This window comes from Trinickia diaoshuihuensis (assembly GCF_003390925.1).
In the GTDB taxonomy this organism is placed as follows: domain Bacteria; phylum Pseudomonadota; class Gammaproteobacteria; order Burkholderiales; family Burkholderiaceae; genus Trinickia; species Trinickia diaoshuihuensis.
On record NZ_QUBS01000010.1, the window covers coordinates 25284 to 39691 of the forward strand.

9 protein-coding genes are annotated in these 14408 nt (G+C 61.6%); all 9 read right to left on the minus strand.

Annotation, left to right across the window (positions count from 1 at the left end; translation table 11 throughout):
• Nucleotides 1–320: 320 nt before the first annotated feature.
• A complete protein-coding gene (locus DXT59_RS01375; RefSeq protein WP_116135150.1) occupies nt 321–2165 on the minus strand; it encodes an ABC transporter ATP-binding protein in 1845 nt (614 codons plus the stop codon).
• A gap of 617 nt (nt 2166–2782) precedes the next feature.
• Complete coding sequence (locus DXT59_RS01380) at nt 2783–5647, minus strand: tetratricopeptide repeat protein (RefSeq protein ID WP_162877893.1); 2865 nt, start codon at nt 5645–5647, stop codon at nt 2783–2785.
• Nucleotides 5647–7257: a tetratricopeptide repeat protein gene (locus DXT59_RS01385; protein ID WP_162877894.1), complete on the minus strand. Its 1611-nt coding sequence runs from the start codon at nt 7255–7257 to the stop codon at nt 5647–5649. The genes DXT59_RS01380 and DXT59_RS01385 overlap by 1 nt, the downstream gene beginning before the upstream one ends.
• A gap of 761 nt (nt 7258–8018) precedes the next feature.
• On the minus strand, nt 8019–8876 hold the full coding sequence (locus tag DXT59_RS01395) for a helix-turn-helix domain-containing protein (RefSeq protein WP_116135195.1): 858 nt from the start codon (nt 8874–8876) through the stop codon (nt 8019–8021).
• Between the two features lie 14 nt (nt 8877–8890).
• A complete protein-coding gene (locus tag DXT59_RS01400; RefSeq protein ID WP_116135154.1) occupies nt 8891–9454 on the minus strand; it encodes a carboxymuconolactone decarboxylase family protein in 564 nt (187 codons plus the stop codon).
• 255 nt (nt 9455–9709) lie between these two features.
• Nucleotides 9710–10639: an amidohydrolase family protein gene (locus tag DXT59_RS01405; protein WP_116135155.1), complete on the minus strand. Its 930-nt coding sequence runs from the start codon at nt 10637–10639 to the stop codon at nt 9710–9712.
• A gap of 3 nt (nt 10640–10642) precedes the next feature.
• Entirely contained in the window at nt 10643–11974 is a 1332-nt protein-coding gene (locus DXT59_RS01410) for an MFS transporter (RefSeq protein ID WP_116135196.1), read from the minus strand.
• 96 nt (nt 11975–12070) lie between these two features.
• Nucleotides 12071–13360, minus strand: a complete 1290-nt coding sequence (locus tag DXT59_RS01415) for an MFS transporter (RefSeq protein ID WP_116135156.1) — start codon at nt 13358–13360, stop codon at nt 12071–12073.
• Nucleotides 13360–14403: an amidohydrolase family protein gene (locus tag DXT59_RS01420; RefSeq protein WP_116135157.1), complete on the minus strand. Its 1044-nt coding sequence runs from the start codon at nt 14401–14403 to the stop codon at nt 13360–13362. The genes DXT59_RS01415 and DXT59_RS01420 overlap by 1 nt, the downstream gene beginning before the upstream one ends.
• Nucleotides 14404–14408 lie beyond the last annotated feature (5 nt).

Genomic DNA, 14408 nt, shown 5'->3' on the forward strand with positions numbered 1-14408 from the left:
CAGCAAATGACGCTTGGCGTAAGGGGAATTCTCCGATTAGACAGGTATCACTAATCTGAAAAGTGCGTTATGTACGATTAATTTTCATTTGCATTACGATGAAAGAGCATTAACACGAATCATCGATTTTATCCATTGATTAAAGATTCGCATAACAATTTACTACTATTTTGTTTAGGAGAGTTTGTAGTTTTCGCCATTATGTGAATCAGGCGAGATGAAAACAAAAAAGGCTGAGTCCGTTCGACACGGAACTCAGCCCTTGAACCGCTGCGGCGTTACGCCGTCGTTACTTCCCGCGCCTCTCGGCGGGGGCCGGCTTAAACCGCGGCCGCCGCAGCCGTCTCCGTCCGATGCGCCTCGGCGCCCAACCCCTTGGTCAACTCCAGCGCCTGACGCTCGAACAAACGTCGATACAACCCGCCCTCGAGCCGAATGAGCTGCTCGTGATTACCCTCTTCGACAATACGGCCCTTGTCGAGTACGAGCAAACGATCGAGCGAGCGCACCGTCGAGAGCCGATGCGCGACGACGAGGGTCGTGCGCCCTTCCATCAAGCGTTCCATCGCTTCCTGAATCAGCGCTTCGCTCTCGCTATCGAGGCTCGATGTCGCCTCATCGAAGATCAGCACCGGGGCATCGGCCAGGAACGCACGCGCGATCGCCACGCGTTGGCGCTCGCCGCCCGAGAGCTTCACGCCGCGCTCACCCACGAGCGTGTCGTAGCCCTTGGGCAAGCCGGTGATGAACTCGTGCGCGTTGGCAAGCCGCGCCGCGCGTTCGATTTCGGCCTGCGAGGCGCCGGGCCGCGCGTAGGCGATGTTTTCCGCCAATGAGCGATGAAACAGCAGCGGCTCTTGCTGCACGATCGCAATTTGCGCGCGAAGCGAAGCCTGCCGGACATCGGCGATGTTTTGACCGTCGATCGTGATCCTGCCCTTCGAGACATCGTAGAGACGTTGGATGAGCTTGATGAACGTCGTCTTGCCCGAACCCGAATGCCCGATCAGGCCCACCCGCTCCCCGGGCGCGATGCGCGCGGAAAAGTCTGCGTACAACGGCTGCGCATGTGCGTCATAACGGAACGTGACATGCTCGAAGCGGATTTCGCCCTGCTTGACGACGAGCGCGCCCGCACCCGGCTTGTCATCGATACCGAGCGGCTGCCGCGTCAGTTGCGCCAACTCCTCCATATCGTTTACCGACCGCTGCAGTTGACGCACGAGCATACCCACGTCGCGCAAATAGCCTTGCAAGACGAGGAACATCGTCAACGAGAAGGCAAGATCGCCCACCCCGGCGCGCCCCTCGAGCCAGAGCACGAGCCCCACGCCGAGCATGGCCGCTTGCATCAACGCGAGCATGACGTTCTGCAAACTGCCGTTGAGCGTGCCGCGCACCCATGCGCGGCGCGTGCGATCGCGCCATTTGCCGATGACGCGCGATAACCGCTGCTCCTCGCGCTGCTCCGCGCCGAAAGCTTTGACGACGGAATTGCAGGTGACGGCGTCCGCCAGCGCACCGCCCATGCGCGTATCCCACGCATTGCCCAGCCGTGCGGCGGGCGCGACGAACCCGATCGTCAGCGCAACCGTGGTGCCGATGTAGAGCACGGCGCCGACCCCGACGACGACACCCATGATCAGCCAATGCATGCCGAGCAAGATCGTCGCGCCGACCAGCATGACCACCGACGGCAACAGCCCAACCAGCACCGTGTCGTTGAGCATGTCCAGCGCCCACATGCCGCGCGTGATCTTGCGCACCGTGGAGCCCGCGAAACTATTGGCATGCCAATCGGTGGAGAGACGCTGCACGCGCTGAAACGCGTCGGACGCGATTTCGCTCATCATCCGCAACGTCAGCGCGATGATGCCCGCGAAGGTCAGATAGCGTAGCGCCGCACCGCCGAGTGCGAGCACGATCAGCGCTCCGAACGATCGCAGCGCGCCATGCAATGCGCCGTATTTATCGACGCCCGCGCCGGCCAGGGCATCGACGAGATGTCCGGCGAACAGCGGCGTCAATACGTCGGCCAGCGCGGTCAACAGCGATACGGCGACGATGCCGGCGATCCGCCAGCGTTGCCGCATCCAATGAACGAAAGCGAAGCTGAAGACGTCTTTGAACGTCTGCCCGCCGAGGTCGATTTTTTTGCGAGTCATAGGCGCTCCGCCCTGAGAGCTTGCCGCGTCCCGGGCTTTTGAAATGAAAAAGAAACGCTTCGCGACGCAGACGAAAAACGTCGGCGACGCGGCTACGCCGCGTACCGCGGCGAACGAACGGAAAAGCTAGAGAGCCGGTTTGCGCGCCGGATGACTCCGGCTGAACGCGGCAACGATTAGCGCGCTGTCAGCGGCGCATGTCGCCCGAGGGAACTCGCGCCACGTTTGGGACGGCTTTTAGCGTGGTGTTGTACATCGAACGCCTCCCTAAGTGGTTGAGTGGGTTGAGAAAGATTGATACGACGATAGTGTAGCAGTAATGGGCCGGTTCCGTGCGGATGGCGTTGTGGGGGTGGGGGTATTTGAGCTACGTGTGGCGTGCCGCTGCCGTTGCGCGGTAGGTGCGGCGGTGGCTTCGGCGCGGTGGTTAGGATTTTTCGTAGCCTCGCTATCGTAACGGTAGCGGTCGTCGGTTCATTTCCCGTGCGCAACGCGCTCGGGGCAAGCGTCACGAACGGCGCCCACACGACGCGGCGCCGAACAAAAATTCAGAAATTCCTAGGTTGGTAAGAATGCACGTCCCTGGCGACGACCATCGCGTTGAGGGGCAGGCACGGTCAAAGCGATGCGGCAGCGAGTAGGTCGGCGCGAGCCTTTTCAGCTTCCGTGAGCGACGCGCGCACGCGCGCTTCGACGACCTGCGCGGCGCGTGCGTAGGCTTGCCATCCGACGTGGGTCGAAAGTGTGGCTGCTGCGCGCCTGAGCCATGCGTCGCCAAGCGCCTTGTCTTGAATTACGCCCCACCCGCGCCAAAACAGAATACCGGTTTCGAACTGCGCGAACGGCTGTGACAGTCGCGCTCTGTCAAGCGCCAACAGCGCGAGCCATGTAGCGTGTTCGTCATTATCTCCGTTCGCATCTCGTGCGGCTGCAGAATCGCCCTCAAACGAATCAGCGACAGCTCGCGCAAGCCAAAATCTATCATGTGCATTGACCGGGGACGGCTCGTCGCCTTCGCTAAGTGCTTCTAACGCGAGCGCGATGGCTGCTTCCTCGGACCCGAGCGCTGCCGCCTTACGGTACCACCGTTGCGCAAGCACAGGGTCGCGCGCGACTCCCTCACCCGTCCCGTAGCAATTGGCAAGGTCGGTCGCCGCCTGCGCCGACCCCGCATCGGCCGCGAGAGTCAACCATTTCGACGCGGCAACGACATTTTGTTCGACGCCGCGCCCAAACAGATACGATTCGCCGACGAGCATCATGCCGTCCGCGCTGCGTGCCGCCGAGCGGTTAGCCCAAGCGAATGCCTCATAGTTGTCGTGCTGCCCGCCCACGCCGGTAAAGAGATCCCGCGCCAGCGAACTCTGCGCCGCCGAGTCTCCGTGCATCGACGCATACCTGAACCAGTAGAGCGCCGCGCCATGGTCGACGGGGACGCCTCGCCCGAGATCGTAGGTTTCGCCCAGAATACGTGCGTAGGTCGCGTCGCCCGTCGATGCGAGCCGCCATTGCCAGTAGGCGCGACCTGCCATCGGCAATTCCGGCACGGAGCCCGACGCCAGTGTGCCCATCGCGATCTTATCCCCCGCGGCGGCGGCCACGGCGCACCAATGCAGCGCGTTGCCGGCGTCGTGCGCCGGGCTGAGGGCGCTGGCATACGACTGACACAGGTCTCGCTCGGAAGCCTCATCCTTCACCGCCGCCCCGCGCGCAAACCACTCGATTGCAGTCGGCAGATCCGGTTGCGCGCCCGGGCCCGTTGCGTAAAGCTCTCCCATTACGGCATAGGCCGGCCCGAAATGCTGAGCGATCGCTTTGAGTAGCCACTCCTTCGCAACGGATAGATTCCCTACGGCGGATTGCCTCAATAGCAAACTCGCCAAAGCGGTCTGCGCGCGAGGATTGCCTTGGTCGGCTGCCCGCCTCAGATAGCTTGCGGCTAACACATCATCACGGGCGACGTCGATACCGGAAAGATATCGCTGCGCGACGATAAGCTCGGCTTCAGTGTCACCATCATCCGCCGCCTTACGTTGCCATGCGAGTCCGGCGGCCTTTTTTGCTTCCACTCCGACGCCGCTCGACAGCATCGACCCAACCCACAGTTCCGAGCGCGGATCTCCGCGCTGCGCCCCCAGCCTTGCGTACCGATACGCTTGTGCCTCATCGCGAGGCATGCCGAGGCCCTGCGCCGCCATCGCCGAGAGGTTTCGCGCAGCGACACCGAGCCCCTGCACCAAGGCACGCTCGTACCACTCGCGAGCCTCCGTCAAGTTCGGTGGCCCGCCTTCGCCTTTCTGCAGCATGGTCCCGAGATCGTTTTGCGCTGGCGCAAACCCCGCTTCCGCCGCGCTGCGCATCCACGCTACGGCGCCGTCTAAATCGACTGGCCCGCCCGTTCCCGTACGATATGAAACAGCAAGCTCAAACTGCGCGATTGGGTCGCCGTTTAGCGCCGCTTTGCGAAACCATATACGCGCGATGACATCGTCAGCAGTAACACCGATCCCCTTTTCGTAAAACTCGCCAACGCGGCGCTGCCCATTCGGCAACCCTTGGTTGGCAGAATCGAGCAGCAACGCAAATCCGTGGCGAGGATCAACCGACACGCCGGTTCCGCGCAGGTAGAGTTCTGCGAGCAGCGCTTCTGCCTCCCGCTGATGTTGGCGTGCGGCTGCGCGAAGCCAACCGCTTGCCTTTACGTCGTCCTTCTCGACACCCGAACCGAGAAGGAGAGCGCGACCCAGGAGAAACTGAGCGTCGGCATCACCATGCACTGCACCGTGAATGAACCAGGCGGCCGCACCTGACGGATCTTTCGGCGTGCCAGGCCAGCCCGCCGCCAGCATTCGTCCGGCGTTGGTGGCACCCCGTGCGTCGTCATGCGTGGCCGCTTGCACGAACTGTTTGTAAGCAGCGAGGAAATCCGGCTTTCCACCGTCGCCGGTATATTCAAGCATTCCGAGGATACCGGCAGCGACGCCATCGCCGGACGCTGCCGCACGGCTCAACCACAGGCGTGCCGCATGTGGATCCCGCGGCACGCGCTCGCCCTCCCGGTAAAGCGAGCCGACGATGCGTTGCGCGACACGCTGGCCGTCTGTCGCTGCATTGATCAATATAGTCAATCCGGCGCCGCTCGGTGCACCGGCGAATCCGTACAAGACTAGCTGGCCGTAAATGGTTTGCGCGTCGAGGTTGCCGCGAGCCGCTTCCTCAGCACAAACCGAACGCTGTTGCGCCGGCGTCTGCAACGGCGACCGGAACACGCCGCTCGGACCACCCCATTGCAAGGAGCACAATGAAGTGCTGTCGCTGAACGGGATTTGGGGAGCGGGGTGAAAGACGCCCGGATTTCCGAGCGAACCGTATCGCGCGGACGACATCGCCTGCGCGGCAAGCGACGCCATTGCGGCGACCGCGACGATCACGCGACTTACACCACACGGGATCCCCGTCATCGGCTGCCTCGAGAGTGCCATTACACGCCGCCGAACTGGACCATCAACCATTCGTTCGTGCCAAACGGCCGAAGATCGTTGATCCGCTCCCTAAAGACGCGTGCGGCCACCTCATCGTGGTTGACGAAGCGCTCGTAACCGGCTGCCATCATCCACGTTTCGGCTAGAGCGTTCTGACGTGCAGCGGGGCTCGCGATCACATCGATCATTGCGTAGACGGTCTTCAACGGCACGCGGCCGCGAACGTATTGCAGCAAGGCCTGGCGATACTGCTCCCCGCTTCTGAAATTGCTTCGACGAATGTAATCTTCGAAGTACGCATTTGCTGGAATTGAACTCTCACCGCGAGCACGCACGATGAGATAGAGCGCAGCCAGGTAGTCCCGATCGAAATCGTCCGAGCCGTACGCGGTATCGGCGATCATCGCAACTGCGTTCGGCCAGTCGCGCTTTAGGATATAGCCCCAACACAACGACCCGGTTAGTTCAGCATATTTTCGGGACACGTCAGCGGGATCCTTCCCGTCCATGAGTTCATGATGCATTTGGTCGAGCAGCGGAGCTGCTGCGGCCAGAGCGTCGTCGATGCGATCCAAGCCGACGAGAGTCGTGATCCTCGATTGTCTGAAATGCAAGTCATCGGGAGCGAGCGCGATTGCTTTGTCAATGGCTGCAAGTGCTTGTACACGCCGATCGCTCTCGTCGAGGCCGACCGATAGATCCCAGTATGCTTTGGCTTTCGCTTGAGCCGTATCAGCAGTAGTCAGCGCCTGTTGCGCGTCCCTCGCCGATTGCTGTGCGCGTTCGAGCAGCGGGTTCGCGTTGCCGAATGGGTGCCTGCGCTCGCTCGCAGCGTCGATCCCGAGGTTCGCCAGCTTCGCTAGCGTGTTCGCGTCGATCGAATCTTCGGCTGCCCAGCGCGCGAACTCAATGTAGTCAGCGCGAGCTCCATCCTTATCGCCGACGACCTCGCGATTCTGTGCTCGCAGCGCATAGGCGGCAGCAAGCGCTGGCGTGGCCGAAATCACAGTCGAGAAATTGGCGATCGCATCGCTAGGATGCCCCGTTGCTGCGAGGTTCTTGCCGAGCTCCAGATGGTATGGGACACCGAACGTGGCATCGAGATCGTGCCGGGACTCGTGCGCCGCCCGAATTCTGTCGAGCGTAGCGAGACCCTCCTTGTACCGGTGCGTGACATCGTACAGATTGGCCAAGTAAAACAACTGCCTGTCAGTGGGCGCGGACTCTAAATCGATTGCGGCTGACTGCGCTTCGATCGCAGCATCGTTGTCCCGCAGAGCCACTTCATCCGACGCAAGCCCCTCGAGCATTAATACCCTCAGCGCAATAGGCAGGTCGCGCGACGCCAAACAGGTCTTTATGAGGCGAGCCGTTTTCGTCAGGTCCAGATCCCCTGTTTGCACCGACGCCGCGACTGCCATGCAGTTTGCCCGCACATCAGGCGGCAGACTTGCGATGGCCTTCGCTATATCGGCGCCTGACGCAGGTGCCGCTTCATTCTGGCGCAAAGGAGCCTGGGCTTGCGTACCCGAGACGGATGGTTGGGCGCAGGATATCAAGCAAAATGATGCGAATGAAAGAAATGTAAAGCAGGCAATTCTTTTAATCATCGTTTGCTCTTGGAGTGGCCGGACACGACGACACAGAGCTGCAGGTGTCGTCCTTATCAATTGGAACACTTATTTATCGGCAAATTGGTCCCGGTCTTTAGTAGACTGTGAAATATCTTCCGCAGAACTCATCCCAGCGCGAGGGGTAACCGTTGAAACCAGGAATCGAACAAAACTGAGGGCACAGTAAGGTGCTTGGCGGACAGCTACACGGAGACGAAGTGCACCGTTCCGTGCGCCCAAATCGGCTTCTCCCGATCAGTCAGAGGCTTCTGGCCACGACGGATCGTGGTCTGCGTCGATCTGAAACGTCGTGCCGCTTGAAGTCGGATTGGATGTCGACCTTCTCCCGAATCGCCGCCACTGCTTCGCGCTTGGCTTGCGGCTCAAGGCTTTCCCTTGACCACCACCCTCAGCGCGTCCCTATCCAGCATCGCTTCGCCCAGCCCTGGCCCGGTTTGTGGGGGGCAAGTTCAGCAAAAAAGAACGGACGGGACAGTACCATCAACTATCGGTGCGACATCAGCGGCGATGTGCCGTACTCTTTGATCCAACCGTTCCAAAGTGCGTGGAGTTTCGCGTTGTCGTCTGTTTCGGAATAGCTTTGCGTGAACCGAATATCGGACGCCATATGCAGCAATGTGCGGATCGAGGTGGTTCCGATTTCGGTATGCTCAAGCTCCGGCACAAGACAAGTCTCCTCACACGCGTTCGTTGGCTATGACCGTTAAAGTCCTTCCGACTGAAAGCGCAAGGGAACGTCAGCGCCCGGTTCCGTGACTTTTTGAATGCGCGGCAAGCAACGCCCGGTGGCGTGCTTCGGTTTCGTCATCGGCGGGAAACATGCATTCTAGACGGAGCTCTTCTGCCACGACACTCCGCGGTGCGCCAACGGTCGTCACCATCGAGAAATATCGAAGCACGCTTCCCTCGCTGATGAAATCCATCGGAATGACGGGCATCGTGGGCGCGGCCGGCGGCCCATAGTGTGTCTTCCAATCACGCGGCACGTCTGGATAGGCGAGCAGTTCGTCGAGCAGACGCCTGGTGCCGGCGTCGATCACGTTCCCGACGGATTCCCGATAGACGCGTTGAAGTAAGCTTCGCGACACGGCATCCCAATCGGCCACGAAGGGACGCATCCCCTGCGGATCGAAGATCAAATGCAGCATGTTGCGCGGACCCGTACGCGCGGCCATGTCGATGAAACAGTCAAAGAAGCGCGGCGCCGCGTCGTTAGTCATCAGAACGTTCCAGTGGCGGTCCATCACGATCGCGGGAAAGGGCTCATGTTGGCGAACGACCCGTTCAAGCGCGCGGACGACGCTATGCATCTCCTGTGCGTTCCATGGCGCCTCTGAATAGATAGGTGCGTAACCGGCTGCGAGCAACAGGGCATTGCGCTCACGCAGCGGCACATCGAGCGTCTGCGCAAGCGCCAGCAGCGTGTCCCGTCCAGGGACGCTGCGCCCGCTTTCGATAAAACTGATCTGCCGCTGTGAGACGCCGGCCTCGAGCGACAGATCGAGCTGACTCACGCCACGGACGTCCCGCCAATAGTGCAGAAGGTCACCGAGTTCGCCTGGTGGCGCTTTCGGATCGGGACGGGTGGCGGTCATCGATTTCCCCAAGTTCAGACCGCAGGCACGGGCGCCCGCCAAGCGAACGCCTCGAACTGCGCTTCGAGCGGTGGCTGCGTCACGCTGCTCGCATAATTCGTGATCGTCGATGCTGCTACCACTGCAATCACCTCGAGTATCTGCAGGGCGCTGAACCCCGCGTCCAGGAAGCGTTGCTGGTCGGATTCGGCCAGGCGGCCCCGCTTCTCTATCAGTGTGCGAGCCAGTGCCGATAGCGCGGCCAGTCCGGCGTCGTCCGGCAAGCTCCCATGCCGGATCGCCTCTACATCAGCAGGCCTCACGCCCTCCTTCAACGCGAGCGCCGTGTGAAATGCGACCGGCCATTCGCTTGCGTTCGTCACTGCGTTGGTCAGCAAAAGCGTTTGAATTTGCGCCTCCTTCAGACTGCTGGCATGCACGCGCTCGAACAGGCCGATGAAACCGTTGATCAACACCGGCGATACGGCCATCGTTGCGGCGATGTTCGGGATCAAGCCGAACGCCTGCTGCAATTGCCGAAGCACGGGCTTCGATTGCGCGGGAGCCGATTCAATCGTATGAAGAGGATAAATTGGCATGGTATCTCCTTGGCGGTGTTCGCGACCGGAATGGGAAGCGCGATAGCCGAAGAGTAGAAGCGGCTGTTCTTTGCGCCAATTACATCGGATGTAATTGGCGCGGCGTGGCCGGCGGCCGGGCCGGGTCACAACGACTTCTCCGGGTCGATCCCGACGGCCAGATAGCTTCCCTTCCCATGACAAACGACGGCGTTCCCCAGATACCGAGCGATTGAGCGTCATTGGCTCATCCGCTTCGCCGAGCAGGCAAGGTGCCTAAAAACCGTACAGTTTCTCCGCATTCGTCACGAACGCCATCCGTTGCCATTCCTGACGCCCGATCCACCCAGCGATCGCATCGACCAGATTCGCGTCATCGGGCTTCGTGCCCTTCTCGGTCGGATGCGGCCAGTCCGTGCCCCATAGCATCCGTTCCGGCGCCATATCGATGAAGGCTTTAGCCACCGGCGCAACATCCGCGAATGACGGGGCGCCGACTTTCGTGTCGACGTATGGACCCGACAGGGTGATCCAGGTATTCCCCCTGCCGAGCAGCTTTTGCACTGTACGGAAAGCCGGCGACGTAAGCCCCTCCGGCTGCGGAATATGAGCGATGTGATCGATCACGAGTGGGCATGGTAGCGCCAGCAACTGGCGTTCGAGGTCCGGCAGACGGTGGCCCTGCACCACCAGCTCGATATGCCAGCCAAGCGGTGCGATCCGCCTCGCGAGCGGTGCGAGCATATCGACTGTGGTCGCGCCTGGATAGCTCAGATTGAAGCGGATCGCGCGGATGCCGCCGTCATCGAGCATGCGAAGCGCCGCGTCGGTCACCGACGTGTCGACGACCGCCACGCCGCGTGCATCCTTGCCGAACCGTGCAATCGCGTCGAGCGTCACGCGATTGTCGGTGCCGTACGTCGACGGCGTGACGACAACGTTGCGCCGCACGCCGAGACGCTTCTGCACCTCGCGATACTGCGCGACGGTCGCATTCGGCGGCCGCAGCGCCGTACCGGGCGCGGCAGGAAAGCGATCATCGTAAATGTGCATATGGCAGTCGATCGTCCCATCGGGCAGCGTGAACGCAGGCGGCTTCGTGCCGCTCGTCCAATTTTCCTGCGCACCCGCACACGCGGGCAACACCGATGCCGCGAGTAATGCACCGCCCTGCCGCATGAATTGACGTCGATTCAAATCCCGCATCGTTCAGATCGTCTCCGTATTGTTGGCGATCGCTCGTGTCCGGCCGGTGCGGCCGTTGCGCGTAAGCAGCAGCAGCGTCGCGACGCTCACGAGCGTGAGGATGGCGAGCGGCATGAGCGCCAGCGAATAGCTGCCCGTCGCACTTTTCACCCAGCCGTACACGTTCACCATCAGGCCGCCGCCGAGCAAATTCGCGATCGCGTTGACCGTCGCCAGTCCGGCGGCGACCGTACCGTTCGACAGCATGTCGGTGGCGAGCGTCCAGAACGGTCCCTTGAACGCGTACGCACCCACCAGCACCGCGCACAGCATGCAGACGGTCGGTGCCAGCGAACCTGTCAACGACGTCGAGAACAGCCCCACGCCGATCAAAAGCATCGGTAGGACCGTATGCCACCGATGTTCGCCGCGACGATCGGAACGGCGCCCCCAGTAGATCATCACCACGGATGCGAGCGCATACGGAATGGAGTTGAGCAGTCCAGTCTGCATCACCGTCAGCCCGTACGACTTCAGCAGCTGCGGTTGCCACACCGACAACGTGCTCCCCGCCGCGGACGCGCACGTATCGACGAGCGCAAGGCACAGCACATAGCGATTGCGAAAGAGTTTCGTAACCGGCATCGCCGCAACCTTCTTCGGCGCCTTGTCTTCCGATGCCAGCGCGCCGAGCAGCCATTTGCGCTCATCGTCCGTGAGCCACGTCGCGTCGGACGGCTTATCGGTCAGCATGAATAGACACGCGAGGCCGAGCAGGACGGTCGGCAGGCCTTCGAGAATGAACAGCCAGTGCCAGCCACGCAGGCCCGCGATGCCGTCCATCTGCAACAGCAGCGCCGAGATCGGCGATCCGATGAAACTGGCGGCAGGGATCGACACCATGAAGGTCGCCACGGCATGTGCGCGATATTTCTTCGGCACCCAGTACGATAGATAAAGCAGCACGCCCGGGGCGAAACCCGCCTCCGCCGCGCCGAGCAGAAAACGCAGCGCGTAAAAAGTCGCAGCGCTCTGCACCAGCGCCGTACAGGCGGATACGATGCCCCAGGTGATCATGATTCGCGCGAGCCAGCGCCGCGCACCGTACTTTTCGAGCGCAATATTGCTCGGCACTTCGCAGATGAAATACGACACGAAAAAGAGACTCGCGCCGAAGCCGAACACCTTCGCCGACATGCCGAGATCGTGATTCATCTGCAACGACGCCATGCCGACGTTGCCGCGGTCGATAAACGCCATCAGATAGCAGACCATCAGAAACGGCAGCAATCGCCAAGTCACCTTACGTATCGTTCGACGCTGAAGCATCGCGTCGGTGGTCAGTCCCACTTCCATGCCAATCTCCTGGTTCTCAGGCGCCGAGGCGCTCATTTCTTAATGTTTGCGGCAGCGCGAGGACCGCTGCGAACCCACCGTTGAGAAGCGGGCAAATCATGAAAGCGCTTTGCCGCGCGTTTCCGGCGCGAAAAGTACGACGATGGCGGCAGCCACGAACGCAAGGAGCGTGGTCGACAGTCCGAGCACAAACCCGCCCGACGTCGATGCCAGCGCACCGATGATCAAGGGCGCGATGAAACCACCGAGGCGACCGCCGTTGTATGCAAGCCCCATGAAGAAGCCGCGCGACGCCGTATTGCCGATGATCTCCGCAAGGAAAGGTCCCGCACCCGCGAAGATTCCGTTGACGCTGAACCCTGTGAAAAAGATCGCGATCATCAGCAGCACCGTATTCGCCGAGAGGATGTAGACCAATACGGCCGATGCGCCGACCAGCAGATAAGCGATAAACATCGGCCGCCGCCCGATCCGGTCGACCAGTGCGGAAAACAGCAAAAAGCCGGTGATCGCGCCGAACTGCAGCGACAGCACGAACTTCAAGCTATGGACAAAATCGAGGTGCTTGACTGCGACGAGAAAGGTCGGTGTCCACGTGAACACGCCCCAGTACAGGTATTGCAGGAAAAAGATGAAGGCGAACGCCGTGAAGAGACCGCGCACGTTCAGCTTTCGATCGCCAGACCCGGTCGCCTCTTGCCCAGCGCGCTGCGCCTCCGCGCGGCGTGCAAGCCAGATCGGCGATTCGGGCGTCTTGCGAGCGACCCAGAACAATACGAAAAACGGCAGCGCGCCGATCAGGAACAGCAGACGCCACCCGTTGCCCGCCAAACCACCGTTCACGTCACTGACGATGCCCGCAACGATGATCGCGAGAATCGCGCCGATCGGTAACCCCATCTGCATTAGCGCGCCGCCCTTGCCACGACGGTCGGCGTGCCAGGTCTCGGCGATCAGGGCAGCGCCCGCGGTCCACGTGCCGCCCATGCCGAGCGCACCGCAAAAACGCAGCACCGCGAACGTGTGCTCGTTCGGCGCAAACGCAAGCAGCCCGGAAAATAGCGAATAGATACCTATGCACAGCAACGCCGTACGCACGCGGCCGATGCGGTCCGACACATAGCCGAACAGGATCCCGCCCAGAATCTGGCCGGCCGCCGTGATGCTGGTGAAAAGGCCCAGTTGTGCCTTCGAAAGACCGAATTGAACGGCAAGCGTGGGTAGCAGCAGCGACAGCAGGAACGAATCGTAGCTCTCGAACGTCCAGCCGAGGCCGGCCAGCGTCAGTGAACGCCGTTCGGTGTTTGTGATGTCCCGATAGCGGCTACCGTCGCTCTGTTGTGCTTCGGTTCGAACGGCCGGGAACAGGCCTGCATTCGTCTTCATCAGTCGTCTCCGGATAATTGAAGGCGATACGTCCCTGCGGCCGTGCGGCTGAACAGCGCCGCCTTCTCGTCTGCCGACAGCGCGTGCGCCAGTCGTTTGAATGCGTTCCACAGCACGTGATAGCTGAACGCGCCTTTGTCGACGGGGAAATTGCTTTCGAACATGCAGCGATCGACGCCGAACAGGTCGATGCAGGTTTCGAAATACGGACGCCACGCCGCGGCGAGCTGCTCCGACGACGGCGGCCGTTCCTGCGAGGCGAAGTCGAAGCCGAACACGGTCATCCCCGCGCCGCCGAGCTTCATCCGTGTGTTCGGCAACGAGGCGAGCTTGCGCAACTTCGCCGCCCATTCGGTCAGCGCGACATCGCGTTGCGCCGCATGTGGGCCGACACCCACTGGGCCGCCGAAATGATCGACGACGATCGTCACCGCCGGGGCGGCCCGTGCAAGTTCGTACAACGCGTCGAGTTGCGTGTGATATACCCACGCGTCGAGCGACAGGCCATAGCGTCCGAGGATACGCACGCCGTGCACGAACGCCGCATTCGACATGCGATCGCGCGGCGGCGTCACCGGACTCGAACTCACCGCCGCATCCTCATGCCACGCGAGCGGATTGCGAATACCGCGCAGCCGCCCGCCTGATACCTCGAGCATCGCTTCGAGCACGGGCTCGACTTCGCCCGCGAGCGACAGGTCCGCCCCGCCGACGATCGCAGCGCACCCGAGTGTCGGGCCGTACGCGCCGCTCGCGAACATCGCCGCAATGCCGTTGGCGAATTCGACTTCTCCGACCGGCTTCATCGCCTCCGGCCCCGCCGACCGCATCATCGAGCGACACTGAACGTAGACCGTTGAGACGATTCGATGACCGCTCGCGAGATCGTCACGAAATTCGTGGGTCAGATAGCGGCCCGATTGACGGTCCCATAGATGATGATGCGCATCGACGATCGGCAGATCCGGCTCGAGAATCGCTTCCTCATGCGATGCGAGCCAGTCCGGTCGGACCGGAAGATGGGGCGCGTGGACGATTTGCACGGCGT

Excerpts from the sequence above, each read along its gene's own strand:
- DXT59_RS01380 (WP_162877893.1), bottom strand. The coding sequence starts at position 5,647 with ATGGCACTCTCGAGGCAGCCGATGACGGGGATCCCGTGTGGTGTAAGT.
- DXT59_RS01385 (WP_162877894.1), bottom strand. The coding sequence starts at position 7,257 with ATGATTAAAAGAATTGCCTGCTTTACATTTCTTTCATTCGCATCATTT.
- DXT59_RS01410 (WP_116135196.1), bottom strand. The coding sequence starts at position 11,974 with ATGGAAGTGGGACTGACCACCGACGCGATGCTTCAGCGTCGAACGATA.
- DXT59_RS01375 (WP_116135150.1), bottom strand. The coding sequence starts at position 2,165 with ATGACTCGCAAAAAAATCGACCTCGGCGGGCAGACGTTCAAAGACGTC.
- DXT59_RS01395 (WP_116135195.1), bottom strand. The coding sequence starts at position 8,876 with ATGACCGCCACCCGTCCCGATCCGAAAGCGCCACCAGGCGAACTCGGT.
- DXT59_RS01400 (WP_116135154.1), bottom strand. The coding sequence starts at position 9,454 with ATGCCAATTTATCCTCTTCATACGATTGAATCGGCTCCCGCGCAATCG.
- DXT59_RS01405 (WP_116135155.1), bottom strand. The coding sequence starts at position 10,639 with ATGCGGGATTTGAATCGACGTCAATTCATGCGGCAGGGCGGTGCATTA.
- DXT59_RS01415 (WP_116135156.1), bottom strand. The coding sequence starts at position 13,360 with ATGAAGACGAATGCAGGCCTGTTCCCGGCCGTTCGAACCGAAGCACAA.